Here is a 15373-nt window from a genome sequence, read left to right on the forward strand (position 1 = left end):
CCTCGGGGCGGAAGAGAGAAGCCCCATGCAAGAAGTAGCCATGCAAATCAAACTCGCCAACCCGCGCGGCTTCTGCGCCGGCGTTGACCGCGCGATTGAAATCGTCAACCGCGCCCTCGAAGTCTTCGGCCCGCCGATCTACGTTCGCCACGAGGTGGTTCACAACAAATTCGTCGTCGAAGACCTGCGCGCCCGCGGCGCCATCTTCGTCGAAGAACTGGACCAGGTGCCCGACAACGTCATCGTCATCTTCAGCGCCCACGGCGTTTCCCAAGCCGTACGCAAAGAAGCCGAATCGCGCGGCCTGAAAGTATTCGACGCCACGTGCCCGCTGGTGACCAAAGTGCACATCGAAGTCGCCCGCTATAGCCGCGACGGCCGCGAATGCATCCTCATCGGCCACGCCGGCCACCCGGAAGTCGAAGGCACCATGGGCCAATACGACGCCAGTAATGGCGGCGCTATTTACCTGGTTGAAGACGAAACCGACGTCGCCAACCTCCAAGTGCGCAATCCCGAAACCCTGGCCTTCGTCACCCAGACCACGCTGTCGATGGACGACACCAGCCGCGTCATCGACGCCCTGCGCAGCCGCTTCCCCAGCATCGGCGGCCCGCGCAAAGACGACATCTGCTACGCCACGCAAAACCGCCAAGACGCTGTCAAACAGCTCGCCAGCGAGTGCGACGTGGTGCTTGTCGTCGGCAGCCCCAACAGCTCCAACTCCAACCGCCTGCGCGAGCTTTCCGAGCGGCTCGGCACCCCGGCTTACCTGATAGATGGCGCCGAGGATTTGCAGCAAGGCTGGTTTGAAGGCAAAGCGCGCATCGGCATTACCGCAGGGGCTTCGGCGCCTGAGGTGCTGGTGCTTGGCGTGGTGCAGAAGTTAAGAGAGTGGGGCGCTACCGGCGCTGAGGAACTGGAAGGGCGGCCGGAAAATGTGACGTTTTCGATGCCGAAGGAGTTGCGGTTGAAGGCTGTCTGACCGGCCTTTTCGCATAAAATAAAACGCCCCGACAATCAGCTTGCCGGGGCGTTTTTTTGCAGCGGTGATTACCGGCGCCAGCAATCGGCGCTGGTGACAACCGCTGCCGCTCTGGCTTCTCAGTCCTGTGTTGGTCAGCGTCAGGCTGGCGCATTTGTCATTCGCCATTACCTTTCCTGCAACTGGTGCGGCTTGCAGGGTATAGCTGTTCTTACCGATAGCGCTAAGGGTCAGGTCGTAAACCGCTGAGCCACCTTTAGGCGAAGTGCTGAAAGGCAGTGTTGGGTAATCCGTGCCGGCAGCGGTGGCAGAGTAGAAGCCTTTAACGGTGTACTGCTGCTCCATCCACTGTGACAACTCCACCAATGCTGACTGAGCATCTGCCCGATTGGCCTTTCGCACATGCTCGGTATATTGCGGATAGGCAACGGCCGAAATAATCGCAATAACCGCTACAACTACCATCAGCTCGATTAGAGTAAAGCCGCGCTCCCGAGCGCGGCGGTGCAGGTTGAGTACTGGTTTCATATCAATCCTTATCTAATTTCGCGCCAGGAAACACGGTCAGATGTTCGGGTGCCAGACGGAACGGGGCTGCACTGGATCGCGCCGGAAGAGCTAGCGAAGCAGATCAGGTCTTTGCCGGTGCCGCTGGTGTCGGTAGACGGGCCATTAAAGAACGTTGGAGTTTTAATGGCGCCTTCGGTTGTATTTGAGCGCCCCGAATAGGGGATCTTCTGTCCCGTAACCGGATCGGTATAACTATCGGCGGCGGTCAGGTTGCCATCGCCATTCATGTCGAAATAATCAGACGCCAGCCGGCCACCGCTAAACAAATCTATAGACATAATCCAGCTAGTAGCTCCCCCTGTGCATACGTCGCTGGAGGGGGTCATGGTGGCAAACGTCACTACGCCACTACGGACCGCCGCCCGAGATACCACTCGTTCGCCCGTCGGGTCGTTGGGGATGCCTGAGCGCTTCCATAGAAGGTCGAGATACCAACCCTTGGAGCTGCTCCCCATAGTTGTATTACTCAAGATTCGTCCAAGCAGCGTGCCGCCTACGGTTACCTGCTGCAGGATAGTTTGCTCCTGTAGCGTTGACCGATTGCTTGCAATCTGAGCTCCACTATCAATGATGCCGTAGAAGCTATCGATACGTTGGTTGGTAGAAAGATCTTTGTCGCCGGTTTGGTAAAAGCTACCAGTGCCAAACAGGATGATTGGGTTGCCGTCCGTATTCAGTGCAGCGGAGAGCGGCGCTGTGATCGGTTGCACGCGAGGAGTCGACACATTCGTATCGCGGGCTGTGAACAATGGGATAGGTGAGCCGCCGGTAACCAGAGAGCTAGGCGCGCCCCAATCGCCCACAGTGGCGCTGTTCACGTCCAAGCGCCAAAGGTTGCCTTGGGTGTCACCGACGTAAATGCGGTCCGTCATTCGGTCGTTGTTAATGTCCACGGCCAGCGGTTCGCCCAGGTAACCTGTAGTAGGCAGCGAAAATTTCTTGATCACCGAGCCATCAGCGGCATCGAGAATCCAAACTTTGCCGGCGGTAACTGCCGTGTCTGAGTAGCCGCTACTCACCACCACGCCAAACTTACCGTTAGCCAGCGCGACGACAGCAGGCTGTTGGATAGTGCTGCCTAGATCTGGTGCGGTGAACTCCCAAAGAACTTTTGAACTGTCCATGTTGTCGGGGGTGGTCACATCGAGCGCGAAGACGCTTGGGCCTCCCGCTCCGGTGGTGCCGACTACGATCGATTTCCAGGTATTGTTGATATAAGCATCGGAAACGGTAGGAGTGCCGTCGACGTAGTAACGGTGGGTGTAGTTGGGGTCTGTCAGCTCATAGAGACTGGCGGCAATAGTTCGCGGTACATAGGCAAACAGCTCAGTACCTCCGCCTGCCCCAGCTATGGCACTGAAGCCGTGGAGCATGCCGTCGTTCGCCCCGACCACAATTAGCGGGGTGCGCGCTTGATAGGGCGCGCTGGCGCGATAGGTTAGGTAAGCGCTGCCTGCGGAGCCCCAGGCAGCGGTACGCAGCAGGTTGTATCCGTAATCCTGTTTGGCAATGTACTGGGGGTCAGAGTTAACGATGTCACCCAGTCGGCTGTCTCTCTGGCGGAACGGGTGAGTGGTATCGGCACCGCTGGTACGTTCTTCGCTGCGGTCGCCGCGAAGGAAGTTGACCCTGGCCTCGCCAACGGAGTCATCTACTCCTGAACCGCTGGCGGTGGCTTTCAGAGCTGTTTTAGTACCGACATCCAGTGTGCCCCAGGCGAAATTGACGCCCGTTGTCGAAGTTGAATACAGGCTGTCAGCGCTGGCCGCCAGAGTGTTACTGGTAAATATTTTTCGCTCGGTTACGCCTGCCCGAGCGTCTAGCAATGCGGCCGCGTTCCAACTTGGTGTGCCCGAAACCACACCAGTTTCGCTCACGGTTTTCATCAGTAAGTCGCCGCTCCATTTCGCACTGTCGAACTGCGACTGAAATACCGCACTCCCGGTTTCCAGTTGCGTCGAGTTAGTGGCGAGCGAAGTTGTAGTTCCACGTACTTCGGTTGCGATTTGGGCGAAAGCGGACTTCAAGCTTTCCACCATATTCGTCGCGTCGCTTGCCACAAAGAAGTTGGTCGGGCGTTTGTCACCGGTGGAGAGCGTAGCTTCGCCAGTTTTTGTCCACCATGAGTCAGGCAGTCGAGCAGTACGGGTGTACGGGTCACCATAGTCGCTCGGAACAGTGAAACCACCGTATTTTGCTGCTAGCCAGTACTGGTTTAGGTTGCGGGGCTTTAACACCGCACCTTCCCGAACATCGACCCAGTAGGTGGAGATAGTCTGTTTTCCTGACCAGGCTCGAGGGCCTGCAGCGCCTTCGGCAAGAGGCGGGCGAATGTCCATAGTGTGGGAGTCGTAGGCGAGGGCGGCAATGTAGGAAGAGTTGTCGAGACCGTTAAACGAGTTTCCGGTCGCTTTCATATCCAGGTTGTTCGTATCGTTCCTTTCCAGCACCTGAACTCTGTTTGCGGCAGTCACCACATTAACCGATGTGTCGGCAATGACGGCCGCAGGCTTTGTTGGCTCATTGGTCGTATTGGTGTTGTTGCTGCCACTCGGCAGGTTTTTATCCTTATGCGCGTTCGTGTCACCAATACCGAGGATCACATTTTTCTGGCAAGAGGCGGTGATAGGGTCCAGGCCAGTCCAATCAGAGATTACCGGGAATTCATCAGCGTAACGAGCGTTCTCTGCTGCTCCTGCGACGTAGCTAGAGTAGCTAGGAACAGCGGACATACCCTTGAAATAGCGAGTGGCAGCGTAATAGAGCTCGCTGACAGGGTCGATACCTTTGTGCTGGTTATTGGTTAACTCGCCAAACTTGTTGATGTAGTTAATTACACCGCTATTGGTAATGGCTACACCCATGCTAGTGGTAGCCCCATCCGGGTTTTTCACCAGTATGCCGGTGTTTGGATCCCATTCCTTATTAGTATTATTCGTGTCATCGAAGTTTTTAGGTCCGACGTACTTTTGTGCTGCACGTAGTACTCCCCCATCCCTATTTTGATCTGAGTCGTTCAGATAACCGAAAACGCTGTACCGCAAGTTTCGATTATAAGCCTGAATCAACCCTTCAGGTTTAAAATTACTTCCGTACGCAACGCAGTTAGCCTCTGGCATGGTCGATTTGCAAACTTCAACACGGGCGTTAACTTCATAGATGACGCCAAGTTCGATAGTGGACCCGTCATACGTGGCGTTAGTTTTATTAGTGTTATCGCAACCGTTTTTCCGAGGTTTGCACCAAGTAGCCCACGCGCTACCAAGAGTAAACTGCATCTTGTTGCCCAAACCCTGAATGCGCGTTCTCAAAGTCTGCTCGCCGAGTGGGTCGCCGAAATTCCTTAAGACTGTGCGTTCGGGGTTGGTGCTCTGGCCGGTATTTCGAGCCTTTTGAAGTACAGTCATTGTCTCGGTATCAACAACACGATAACCGCCGGTAAGCGCAGACCGGAATGGGTCAATCGTTTGCGTGACCGCCCAGTTCAAATAGTTACCGCTCCAACTATTCGCGCCTGTACAGTTTCTATCGGTGGTCGTGCTTTGCGGAACAAAGCGACTTACGTTTTCGCTGGTTTCGGAAGATACCCGCGTATACGAGTAGCATTTTCCGGAGTCAAAATAACCGGAGAACAACGTCGTGCTTGCGTAGTCTTCAATGTTCGCCGTCGTCAGAATAGTCGGATATTCCACCGATGGCGTGAGCGCCAAACTCCCGGGCACATTCCCGCCCCCAACTAATAATGGAGTCTGGGAAATTGCGGCAATCGCCTGGTTTGTGCTGGAAAACATTGCCAGCGCTACAACGAAATAAGCGCTGAAGCGTTTGAATGATTTAATCGAAGGCTGGAGGACCATAATGCTGCTCCGCGGTAAACGAATGAAATTATCTTCTGATGTATATGGAGCGCAAATTAACGGTTGAGCCAGCCGAGTTGTCGTCATTGGTCGTTACGCCATAACCTTCGGCTTCCACGCGCATTACCGCCATCTCGATCGGTGTGCCACTTTTCAAGGATTCGCCGGCTTTAATCAGGCTTACCCCCGGAATGGGCGTCATCAAATACTTCGGCGCTGTCGGCAGGTCGGTAATGGCATCCGAGTTGGTCCATGTCGGGGAGGTGGTCAGGTTTTGCAATTCGGAGACCGTTTTCCCACGGATCGCGACCTCACCTTTACGCAGCGCAGACTCCGCCGCCTGGAACGCCTGGCTTTGATCACGCATGTTGCCGGCCATACGTTCTTGCATGGTGGTACCACGCATACTGCTGATACCGATGATGGTCAACAGCAGGAGCATCACCAGCGCAACGATCAACACCGCGCCTTTCTGCTTGCCACGATTAAGGGCTCTGGGAAACTTGTTCATGGCAGGCGATTCCGAATTCCTAAGGTCGAGGTAAAGACTTGCGCAAACCGGCGATTGGAGATCGTCACGTTTGAGCCTTTAAAGGAAATGACTTGGTTCTGCGGCACTACGTTAGTGTCACTGCTGACAACTAGCAGGTGAAATTGCACCGAAACCACCTTCGACCAATCAGTGATGCTCTGTGCGTCAACATATTCCCCGGTTATCACTCCATTGGTGCCGACCGCATACTGGATTTGCATGTCTTGCACGCCTTCCACCAGTTGTTCTGGGGTCATTCCGGTAGTGCCAACGTTGTAGCGGATTCTCCACAGCGAAGGTGGCTGGCCAGTGCCGCCGGCTTTGATGAAATAAATCGCGCTTTGATAAGCCAGGATTTCCATTTCATTGTTGTAGTTATGGCTAAACGTCCCCGCCGTGGGTTTGCTGACGGCTGAGACAGTTGCGTTGCTCTGGTTCTGAAAGAGGTCGCAGCCAATTGGGTCTGCTGCCACCAGCAGCGTGCCCGTAGCAATGCCGCTTGCCTGTGTCAGGGTAAATGTCGTACCTGAGGAGGCGGTGACGTTGTTGTTGGCAATGATGGCCGTCGAAGGATTTACCGCATGCTTGACGAGGATCATGTCGGTGCCACCGAGCCGATCGGCCGCGGTAAACCAGGTTGGCAGCGTGGTTTCCGAGTTGTCCCAGCCTTTCAAACCCATATCAAGCAAAAAGCGGTCATCGGTCAGCGACGTCAGGTTTTTGATGGGGGCCACGCACTCGCCCTTGTAGCCGACATTGCGGATATCAAAGGCTAGAAATTCCGAGGCAAAACGCCCGTTTTCCTGAACGCGGGATAGCGCCGAGGTGGTGACGTAGGTTTGCTTGCTGGACAGAAATATCTGCAGCACGCCTGCAATCAAGAGCAAGCTCAAGGCCATGGCGATAAGCAGCTCAATGAGCGAAAGCCCCTTTTGCGGGGTTAAACGGAGTGCGCTCATAGTCTTGCTCTGTAGGTGAATTGCGAAAGGTCGCCGGTGGTATTCGCGTCTGCAGCTTTGATGCGGCCTCGACGGTCATTCCACTGAATGGTGACGGTAAACACGTTGCTCGCCAGAGCTATGGTGGCGGTACCGTCGGGCAGCGAGAGCGCCAGTTGGTTTTTCCATTGCGCCAGATCTTTTTGGACACGTGTGCCGGCAACGCTGTTTGAACTCGACGACGTGGGGAAACTGGCGATGTTGTAGTCGCCCGCAAGCGCGACCGTGCGGTTGGCGCGCATGCGGTCGACGATATCGGCTGCTAGCAGCGTTGCCTGCGAGCGATAGGCCGCGCTCTGGTTTGCCTGCACGCTGGTGGTTTGCATGCCTGCAATGCCCAGTAGCCCAATGGCGAGAACAATCATGGCTACCAGCACTTCAATCAGGGTGGCGCCTTTTTGGCGCGAACTCATAGGTCTCATGATGGCGTACACGTTGTTTGGCTAAGGGTGCTGTTGCCTGTAACCGCAACGGTGATGGCGCGTCTTTTTCCGTCTTTGCAACTGGTCACGTTGACGTTGAATGTCGCCGCACCGCTGCCCAGTCCGTTGCTCTGGAAGGTAATGCCAGCGTTAGGCCCAGACACCACGCTATCGGGCGTGGCGTCCCAGATGCGCAGAATGTCTCCACTTACTTGACGGATGAGCCAGCCGCCGGACCAATCCGTACCGTCCTCGCACGCTGTTGAGTTCGAGTTTTTCCGGCAGATGATCACGCTTTTGCGTCGTTTCAGTGCTTCGGAGCGAGCGAGTTGAATGGCAGTATCCAGCTCATTAGTCACCGCTTGAGTGCGGTTGCTCTGGACCATGCTGTTAAAAGCTGGGATCGCCATGCTCATAAGGATCCCTAACACGACCAGTGTCATAAGCAATTCGACGAGAGTGAATCCACGGGAGTGACGCATAACGGACCTCTGGAGTTTCGTGAGCGGATCCTCTCAGCTTCGTTAATTCCTACAAACATGTAGGAGATGTCCGGTCAGTTATTGGGTTTATACGGCTAGGCGCCGTTAGCTTTCAGTCGGATGCGGCATTGCTGACCTTGCCGTCAGTTTTAAAACTGCGCATTCTTCGCGGCTTATGTCTTGCTGGCTAAGTGGGGAAGTGATGGCGTGTAGAACTGTTGTGGTAGGCGGCGGGGCAATCGGTTTGATGTCCGCGTTCAATCTGGCGAAGCAGGGACAATCCGTGGTTTTGCTAGACCGCTCTACCGCCGGCACCGAATCCTCCTGGGCCGGCGGCGGCATCGTTTCTCCCCTCTACCCGTGGCGCTACACCTCGGCCGTAACAGCGCTAGCCCACTGGTCTCAAGACTTCTATCCAGGTTTGGGCAATCAGTTGCTGGAGCAAACCGGCATTGATCCCGAGGTCTTCGTCACCGGACTGTATTGGCTGGATCTTGACGACGAAGCCCAAGCGCTGGCCTGGGCGCGAGCGCTCGGTCGGCCATTGGCGTCGGTGCCGATGAGCCAGGTGTACGGTGCCGTTCCGGTTCTCGGTTCGGGCTATCAGCACGCGGTGCACATGAGCGGCGTTGCCAATGTCAGGAATCCTCGTTTGGTCAAAGCGCTGCGTGCCGCGCTGATGCAAATGCCCAACGTCACGCTGCGTGAGCAAACGCCGGTTACCGGGTTTATTCGCGAGGGTGACAAGATTGTTGGCGTGCACACCGCCGAAGGCGACATCCATGCCGAGCGTGTAGTGCTCACGGCTGGCGCCTGGAGTGGCGAATTGCTCGGCACGCTGGGGCTTGCGCTGCCCGTAGTGCCGGTAAAAGGTCAGATGATCCTGTTCAAGTGCGCTGCCGACTTTTTGCCGAGCATGGTGTTGGCTAAGGGGCGTTACGCCATTCCGCGCAAGGACGGCCACATTCTGGTCGGCAGCACGCTGGAGCATTGCGGTTTCGACAAGACGCCTACCGATGAGGCACTCGCCAGTTTGAAAGCGTCGGCCATCGAGTTGCTACCGGCTTTGGCAGACGCCGAGGTGGTGGGGCATTGGGCGGGGTTGCGGCCGGGTTCGCCGGAGGGCGTTCCGTTTATTGGGCCGGTGCCGGGGTTCGAGGGGTTGTGGTTGAATTGCGGCCATTACCGCAATGGGCTGGTGCTGGCGCCGGCGTCCTGTCAGTTGCTGACGGATTTGATGCTGGGCAACCCGCCCATCATCGACCCCGCGCCTTACGCGCCGCAGGGTCGACTCGAAGCGCTGTGATCAGTCGATGCCGAGCTTTTTCAGGCGGTAGCGCAGGGAACGGAAGGTCAGCCCCTAGGCGCTGGGCCGCCGCGGTGCGGTTCCAGCGGGTTTCTTCGAGCGCTTGCATGATCAGGTTGCGTTCGATGTTTTCGAGGTAGTCCTCAATATTGTCGATCTGCGCCAGGCTCGCCTCGCCGTTTTCACCGGAGCCACTGGCGTCGGCCAAGCGCAGGTCGCTGGCTTGGATGCGGTCGTCTTCGCACAGGGTGTACGCGCGTTCCAGCATGTTTTCCAGTTCGCGCACGTTGCCGGGGAAGCGGTAGTTTTTCAGCCTTTCCAGGGCGTCGGGGTCGAGGGTGGCGGCGGCTAGGCCTGTGCCCTCGGCGAGGCGCTTGAGCATCACGTCGCACAGCTGGGCGATGTCTTCGCGGCGCTCGCGCAGGGCCGGCACCCGCAGCTCGATCACGTTCAGGCGGTAGTACAAATCCTGGCGGAAACGGCCGGCGGCCACTTCGGCGGCGAGGTCTTTGTGGGTGGCGCTGAGGATGCGCACGTCCACCACCACTTCTTGCTGGCCGCCGACGGTGCGGACGGCTTTTTCCTGAATGGCGCGCAGCAGTTTCACTTGCATGGCCAGCGGCAGGTCGGCCACTTCGTCGAGGAACAAGGTGCCGCCGTTGGCGGCCTGGAACAGGCCTTGTTTGTCTTCGATGGCGCCGGTGAAGCTGCCTTTTTTGTGGCCGAAGAATTCGCTTTCCATCAGCTCGGACGGAATCGCGCCGCAGTTCACGGGCACGAAGGGCAGTTCGGCGCGGGGGCCTTGTTCGTGGATCAGGCGCGCTACCAGTTCCTTACCGCTGCCCGATTCGCCGCTGATGTAAACCGGCGCCTGGCTGCGCGCCAGTTTGAAGATTTGTTTGCGCAAGGCGCGCATGGGCGGCGAATCGCCGAGCAGGCGGTTGTCGACGGTCACTTCCTCGCCGTCGTTGCTGCGAATTCGCAGGGCGGTGGCGACCAGTTCGCGCAGGCGGCCTAGGTCCACTGGTTTGGTCAGGAAGTCGAAGGCGCCGGCTTTGAGGGCGTTGATCGCCGTGTCGAGACTGCCGTAAGCCGTGATCATCGCCACGGGCACTTGCGGGTGGCGCTGGAGAATGTGCTGCACCAGTTCCAGCCCCGTGCCGTCGGGCAGGCGCATGTCGGTGAGGCATAGGTCGAACGGCTCGCGGGCCAGCCATTCGCGGGCTTCTTTGACGTTGCGCGCGCTGCGGGTGTCCAGTTTCATGCGGCCGAGGGTAATTTCCAGCAGCTCGCGGATATCGGGCTCGTCGTCGACGATCAGGGCTTTTTGCCGGGCGGTCATGGTCAGCTCAATTTGCGCGGGTGGGCGAAGGTTATGCGGAAGCAGCCACCGCCGGCATCGCGGGTTTTGTAGTCCAGACGGGCCTGGTTGCTTTCACAGAGTTCGCGGGAAATGTACAGGCCGAGGCCCGTGCCTTTGTTTTCGGTAGTGTAGAAGGGCTCGAAAATATTCTGCATATGTTCGGCCGGAACGCCGGCGCCGTCGTCCAGCACTTCCAGAATCGGCAGGTCGCTGTCCGGGTCGCGGAACAGTTTCAGCCACACCTGGCCTTGCTTGTTTTTGATCGCACTGTGGCGCAAGCCGTTTTCCACCAGATTGGTCAGCACCTGGGTGAGCTGGTTGGGGTCCATGCGCGTCTGAATGGTGCTGCCGGACGTTTCCAGATGCAGCAGCTGGCTTTCGCTGGTGGTGGTGCGGAACTCGCTGGCGAAGCGGTGCAGCCAGTATTTGAGATCGAGCAACTGCGGCTCGGCCTGGCGCCGGCGTGACAGCTGCAGCACGTTTTCGATGACCAGATTCATGCGCCGCGAATGGTCCTGAATGATCTGCGCCAGGCGCAGGTCGGGGCCATCGAGGTCTTCGGATTCTTGCAGCAGCTGCGCGGCGTGGCTGATGGCGCCCAGCGGGTTACGAATTTCATGGGCGATGCCGGCGGTCAGGCGGCCGAGGGAGGCTAGTTTGAGTTGCTGTGCCTGTTGGGCGATTTGAGAGATGTCGTCGAGGAACACCAGCGTGTCTTGTTTCTCGCCGCGCTGCAGGGTGACAAAACTGGGCTGCAGCACCGGGCCGTCGTTCACGGCTTGCATGCTGGAGGGGCGCAACGTGGGTTGCGCTGCCAATGCTGGAGGCGTTTGACCAGCTCGGGACTGTGGGGGTCGAGGATTTTGCCGGCCAGCTCGTCGCGGCCAAGCAGGCTGAGCGCGCCCTGGTTTGCCAAGAGCACGCGGTGCTGACCGTCGAGCACCAGAATGCCGGTGCGCATGCGCTGCAGAATCAGGGCGTTGAGGGCTTCGAGGTTAGCAACGTCGGCCGCCCGCTTTTCGGCCAGGGTTTCGCTGACTTGCAGGCGGCGGGTTACGCCTTGGACGAATAAAGCGGCTGCAAAGCAAAGCGTGCCGAATGCCCCGGCTTGCACGTACTGGCTTGATGCGGCTGGATTGCTCAGGCTCAGGTAGAAGGTCAGGTAGATCATGCCGATTGCAGCAACCGCTGCGATCAGCAGGCCGATGCGGCCACGCAGCAGAATATTGGCAATGGCTACCGCGACGATGAGCAAGGTGCCGATGCCGCTTGGCGTGCCGCCTGCGGCGTAGAACAGGCCGGACAGCAAGATTACATCGACCATGCTCAGGCTGAACACCTGCGCCAGGTGTTGCGGTCGGCGTACGCCCAAAGTAATGAGCGCGTTGAGGATCAGGTACAACCAGCTGCCGTATTTGAACAGGCTGTCGTTGGCCATTTGCAGCAGCTGGTTATCCAGCTCGCTGTAGATCAGTACCACCAGCAGCACGCCGATCGCGACGCGGTACAGGTGGTAGATCTTGAGAATTCGCTGCCCTTGCAGGCTGCTCAGGGTCAGAGTTTCACCGGTCACTGCGGGTAGCGCCCTGCTCGAGGTGGACCTGACTGCAGAACCACTGCGAGCCTTGGTTGACGGCGCTCACGCGAGGCGTGTGCACGCCGCAATGGGCGCAGCGCACCATCGGCGCGGCTTCTTCAAGGCCCGGTTTAGCCGGGGCGGGGCGCGTTGCGCGGCGCCACAGCCAGTACACGGCACAGATTAAACCGATCCAGATTAACAAGCGTCCCATAATTGACTCTTCGTTTCGTGAGGCTGGCAGTTTAGCCAAGCTGGTGGCGCCCGCACAGCCGGGAAATGGCACGGTGTGCGTTGTGTCCGTGAGTTCCGGCTGTGAAGCTACGCCGGCAAAAACGCGGGCAACAAAAAAGGAGGCCTAAGCCTCCTCTTTATTAACCCGTTGCTTGTTCAGTCGAACACGCCAAAGGTCATGTAGCTGAACCAGGAACGGTCGGTGTTGTTGCCTTCCGCTTCGTGTTCTTCCTCGGCTTCGCTGTTTTCGTCTTCAGGCGGCAGCAAGTCTTCCGGGATTTCCTGTTCGGCATCCTGGTACTGCTTGATCACGTCTTGGCTGGCGCGGGTTTCGCCTGGTGGCAGCGGCGCGTCGCTTTCGATCAGGCCCAGGGTGGCTTTGCTCAGCCAACTGCGGTTGTCCGCTTCGTCTTCCTGGGGCACGAACTTGCCGTCCACCAGGCTCGGGTGGTCGGGGTAGTTGAGCTTCAGCGTTTGCAGACTGGTGTCAGCCAAGTCGTTCAGGGCCAGGCGCTGGTAGGCCTCGGTCATGATCGCCAGGCCATCGCCGACGGCTGGGGTTTCCTGGAAGTTCTCAACTACATAACGACCGCGGTTGGCGGCGGCTACGTAAGCCTGGCGCGTCAGGTAGTAGTGGCCCACGTGTACTTCATAGGCCGCCAGCAGGTTGCGCAGGTAAATCATGCGCTGCTTGGCGTCGGGGGCGTAACGGCTGTTGGGGAAGCGGCTGGTGAGCTGGGCAAACTCGTTGAAGGAGTCGCGGGCGGCGCCGGGGTCGCGCTTGGTCATGTCCAGCGGCAGGAAGCGCGCCAGCAAGCCCACGTCCTGGTCGAACGAGGCCAAGCCTTTCAAGTAATAGGCGTAGTCAACGTTCGGGTGTTGGGGATGCAGGCGGATAAAACGCTCGGCGGCGGACTTGGCGGCTTCCGGCTCAACGTTTTTGTAGTTGGCGTAAATCAGTTCCAACTGCGCCTGTTCGGCATAGCGGCCAAACGGATAGCGGGACTCCAATGCCTTCAGCTTTGTGACGGCGCTGGTGTAGCTCTTGTTGTCCAGATCGGTCTGTGCCTGCTGGTACAGCTCGGACTCACTCAGGTTTTCGTCTACAACTTCATTAGAAGAACAGGCAACGTTGAGAGCGAGGATGGCGATCAGCAGCAGGTGTTTCACTTGCATGGCGGCTTGCGTCCCTGTGACGGCTGGCTGTCTTGAGCAGAGCCGTCCTGTTATGATGAGCGCCCCGGTTACCCCGGGACAAAGACGCCGTATTTAACCACAAGCGCGTAGCCGAAACCAAAGCCTACGCCGCGCCGTTACCGAGCATTCCTCCAATTAATAAGTTAGCCATCCAGATGCGCGCCGAGGTTCCGTCCGAATTGGGCGGCCAGCGCCTCGACCAAGTCGCCGCCCAACTCTTCAGTGAACACTCGCGTTCGCGCCTTACCGCCTGGATCAAAGAAGGCCTGTTGACGGTGGACGGCGAGGTGGTGCGCCCCCGTGACATCGTGCACGGCGGCAGCGTCCTGGAGCTCAATGCCGAGCAGGAAGCACAAGGCGAATGGGTGGCCGAAGACATCGAGCTGGACATCGTCTACGAAGATGACGACATCCTGGTCATCAACAAGCCGGCGGGTTTGGTTGTTCACCCAGCCGTGGGCCACCAGAGCGGCACCTTGCTCAATGCGCTGCTGCACCATGTGCCCGACATTATTAATGTGCCCCGCGCCGGCATCGTCCATCGCCTGGACAAAGACACTACCGGCTTGATGGTGGTGGCGAAAAATATTCAGGCGCAAACGCAACTGGTCGACCAGCTGCAAAAACGTTCGGTCAGCCGCATTTATGAATGCATCGTCATTGGCGTGATTACCGCCGGTGGCAAGATTGACGCGCCGATCGGCCGCCACGGTCAGCAACGTCAGCGCATGGCTGTAATGGAAGGCGGCAAACAAGCCATCAGCCATTACCGCGTGCTGGAGCGCTTCCGCTCGCACACCCACGCCCGGGTCAAACTCGAAACCGGCCGCACCCACCAAATTCGCGTACACATGGCGCACATCAACTTCCCGTTGGTGGGCGACCCGGCGTACGGCGGCCGCTTCCGTATTCCGCCAGCCGCTAACCCGACCATGCTGCTCGCGTTGAAAGAATTCCCGCGCCAGGCCCTGCACGCGCGTTTCCTCGAGCTGACTCACCCGGTATCGGGCCAGCGCATGAAGTGGGAGTCGCCACTGCCGGAAGACTTCGTCTGGCTGCTGTCACTGCTGCGCCAGGACCGCGAAGCTTTTGTCGGCTGAATTGGTGTCGGCTGAGCAAACTTCCCTGTGGCTAACGCCGGATTGGCCTGCGCCAGCGCAGGTCAAAGCCTGTGTCACCACCCGCGCCGGTGGTGTCAGCCAAGCCCCGTTCGACAGCTTTAATCTCGGTGACCACGTCGGTGATGACCCTGGCGCCGTCGCTGCCAACCGCCATTCCCTCATCGCCCAACTGCACTGTCAGCCTGCCTGGCTGAAACAAGTGCATGGCGTTGCCGTGGCCGCTGCCGATCCCGCTCAGGTAGCCGAAGCCGATGCCAGCTGGACCGCCACGCCCGGCATCGCCTGCACGGTGATGACCGCCGATTGCCTGCCCGCGCTGTTCTGCGACCGCGCTGGCACCCGTGTGGCGGCGGCACACGCCGGCTGGCGCGGGCTGGTTAACGGCGTGCTGGAAGCCACGCTTGACTCGCTCGCCGTACCGCCAAGCGACGTACTCGTCTGGCTCGGCCCCGCCATCGGCCCGCAAGCCTTTGAAGTGGGCGCCGAGGTGCGCGAGGCGTTTATGGCCGTGCAGCCCGAAGCCGAACAAGCCTTTGTGCCGAGCGCCAATGCCGGGAAATACCTTGCCGACATTTATCAGCTCGCCCGCCTGCGCCTGGCCGCTCGTGGCGTAACGGAGGTGTACGGTGGCGGCTTATGCACCGTCAGCGATTCACGCTTTTTCTCCTACCGCCGCGCCGCCCGCACCGGCCGTTTCGCCTCATTGGTATGGCTCGCACCCTGAGCTGAG

Annotated in this window: 12 protein-coding genes and 2 pseudogenes; 4 read left to right on the forward strand and 10 right to left on the reverse strand. The window is 58.6% G+C overall.

The annotated features are described in order from the left end of the window. Nucleotides 1-40: 40 nt before the first annotated feature. Nucleotides 41-985, forward strand: coding sequence for a 4-hydroxy-3-methylbut-2-enyl diphosphate reductase (gene ispH, locus ACZZZP_RS02940; protein WP_463384633.1), 945 nt, complete (start codon nt 41-43; stop codon nt 983-985). Here the strand turns inward: ispH and ACZZZP_RS02945 are convergent. The 6 genes from ACZZZP_RS02945 to ACZZZP_RS02970 are packed head-to-tail and all read right to left on the reverse strand — an operon-like array spanning nt 887 to nt 7846. Beyond that, complete coding sequence (locus tag ACZZZP_RS02945) at nt 887-1513, reverse strand: type IV pilin protein (protein ID WP_463536247.1); 627 nt, start codon at nt 1511-1513, stop codon at nt 887-889. The two genes, ispH and ACZZZP_RS02945, sit on opposite strands and share 99 nt — an antisense overlap. Before the next feature lie 8 nt (nt 1514-1521). Further along, entirely contained in the window at nt 1522-5412 is a 3891-nt protein-coding gene (locus ACZZZP_RS02950; RefSeq protein WP_463381747.1) for a pilus assembly protein, read from the reverse strand. 28 nt (nt 5413-5440) lie between these two features. Further along, on the reverse strand, nt 5441-5923 hold the full coding sequence (locus ACZZZP_RS02955) for a pilus assembly PilX family protein (RefSeq protein WP_463381748.1): 483 nt from the start codon (nt 5921-5923) through the stop codon (nt 5441-5443). Beyond that, nucleotides 5920-6903, reverse strand: a complete 984-nt coding sequence (locus tag ACZZZP_RS02960) for a PilW family protein (protein ID WP_463381749.1) — start codon at nt 6901-6903, stop codon at nt 5920-5922. The genes ACZZZP_RS02955 and ACZZZP_RS02960 overlap by 4 nt, the downstream gene beginning before the upstream one ends. Beyond that, nucleotides 6900-7355 carry a type IV pilus modification protein PilV gene (gene pilV / locus ACZZZP_RS02965; protein ID WP_463536248.1) on the reverse strand — a complete coding sequence of 152 codons (456 nt, stop codon included), beginning with the start codon at nt 7353-7355 and terminating at the stop codon, nt 6900-6902. The genes ACZZZP_RS02960 and pilV overlap by 4 nt, the downstream gene beginning before the upstream one ends. A gap of 5 nt (nt 7356-7360) precedes the next feature. Next, a complete protein-coding gene (locus ACZZZP_RS02970) occupies nt 7361-7846 on the reverse strand; it encodes a GspH/FimT family pseudopilin (RefSeq protein ID WP_463381751.1) in 486 nt (161 codons plus the stop codon). Nucleotides 7847-8048: 202 nt separating this feature from the next. On the opposite strand from ACZZZP_RS02970, the gene thiO reads away from it, so the two are divergent. Further along, nucleotides 8049-9152: a glycine oxidase ThiO gene (gene thiO / locus ACZZZP_RS02975; RefSeq protein WP_463381752.1), complete on the forward strand. Its 1104-nt coding sequence runs from the start codon at nt 8049-8051 to the stop codon at nt 9150-9152. On the opposite strand, the pseudogene ACZZZP_RS02980 reads toward thiO, so the two are convergent. The 4 genes and pseudogenes from ACZZZP_RS02980 to ACZZZP_RS02995 form a co-directional block, all read right to left on the reverse strand. Further along, nucleotides 9153-10494 (reverse strand): annotated as a pseudogene (locus ACZZZP_RS02980) (sigma-54-dependent transcriptional regulator). A gap of 2 nt (nt 10495-10496) precedes the next feature. Then, nucleotides 10497-12088 (reverse strand): annotated as a pseudogene (locus ACZZZP_RS02985) (sensor histidine kinase). Further along, nucleotides 12078-12305 carry a PP0621 family protein gene (locus ACZZZP_RS02990; protein ID WP_122492942.1) on the reverse strand — a complete coding sequence of 76 codons (228 nt, stop codon included), beginning with the start codon at nt 12303-12305 and terminating at the stop codon, nt 12078-12080. The pseudogene ACZZZP_RS02985 and the gene ACZZZP_RS02990 overlap by 11 nt, the downstream one beginning before the upstream one ends. 176 nt (nt 12306-12481) lie before the next feature. After that, a complete protein-coding gene (locus tag ACZZZP_RS02995; RefSeq protein WP_122492941.1) occupies nt 12482-13501 on the reverse strand; it encodes an outer membrane protein assembly factor BamD in 1020 nt (339 codons plus the stop codon). A 176-nt stretch (nt 13502-13677) separates the two neighbouring features. On the opposite strand from ACZZZP_RS02995, the gene rluD reads away from it, so the two are divergent. Both rluD and pgeF read left to right on the forward strand, forming a co-directional pair. After that, nucleotides 13678-14622 carry a 23S rRNA pseudouridine(1911/1915/1917) synthase RluD gene (rluD, locus tag ACZZZP_RS03000; protein WP_463381755.1) on the forward strand — a complete coding sequence of 315 codons (945 nt, stop codon included), beginning with the start codon at nt 13678-13680 and terminating at the stop codon, nt 14620-14622. A gap of 25 nt (nt 14623-14647) precedes the next feature. Beyond that, nucleotides 14648-15367: a peptidoglycan editing factor PgeF gene (pgeF, locus tag ACZZZP_RS03005; RefSeq protein ID WP_463384634.1), complete on the forward strand. Its 720-nt coding sequence runs from the start codon at nt 14648-14650 to the stop codon at nt 15365-15367. Nucleotides 15368-15373: the final 6 nt, after the last annotated feature.

The sequence above is a fragment of the Pseudomonas sp. AC211 genome, from assembly GCF_979258055.1.

Coding starts and splice junctions, on each gene's coding strand:
- ACZZZP_RS02990 (WP_122492942.1), bottom strand. CDS start 12,305: ATGGGACGCTTGTTAATCTGGATCGGTTTAATCTGTGCCGTGTACTGG.
- ACZZZP_RS02955 (WP_463381748.1), bottom strand. CDS start 5,923: ATGAACAAGTTTCCCAGAGCCCTTAATCGTGGCAAGCAGAAAGGCGCG.
- ACZZZP_RS02945 (WP_463536247.1), bottom strand. CDS start 1,513: ATGAAACCAGTACTCAACCTGCACCGCCGCGCTCGGGAGCGCGGCTTT.
- ACZZZP_RS02995 (WP_122492941.1), bottom strand. CDS start 13,501: ATGCAAGTGAAACACCTGCTGCTGATCGCCATCCTCGCTCTCAACGTT.
- ispH (WP_463384633.1), top strand. CDS start 41: ATGCAAATCAAACTCGCCAACCCGCGCGGCTTCTGCGCCGGCGTTGAC.
- ACZZZP_RS02950 (WP_463381747.1), bottom strand. CDS start 5,412: ATGGTCCTCCAGCCTTCGATTAAATCATTCAAACGCTTCAGCGCTTAT.
- ACZZZP_RS02960 (WP_463381749.1), bottom strand. CDS start 6,903: ATGAGCGCACTCCGTTTAACCCCGCAAAAGGGGCTTTCGCTCATTGAG.
- rluD (WP_463381755.1), top strand. CDS start 13,678: ATGCGCGCCGAGGTTCCGTCCGAATTGGGCGGCCAGCGCCTCGACCAA.
- thiO (WP_463381752.1), top strand. CDS start 8,049: ATGGCGTGTAGAACTGTTGTGGTAGGCGGCGGGGCAATCGGTTTGATG.
- pilV (WP_463536248.1), bottom strand. CDS start 7,355: ATGAGTTCGCGCCAAAAAGGCGCCACCCTGATTGAAGTGCTGGTAGCC.
- ACZZZP_RS02970 (WP_463381751.1), bottom strand. CDS start 7,846: ATGCGTCACTCCCGTGGATTCACTCTCGTCGAATTGCTTATGACACTG.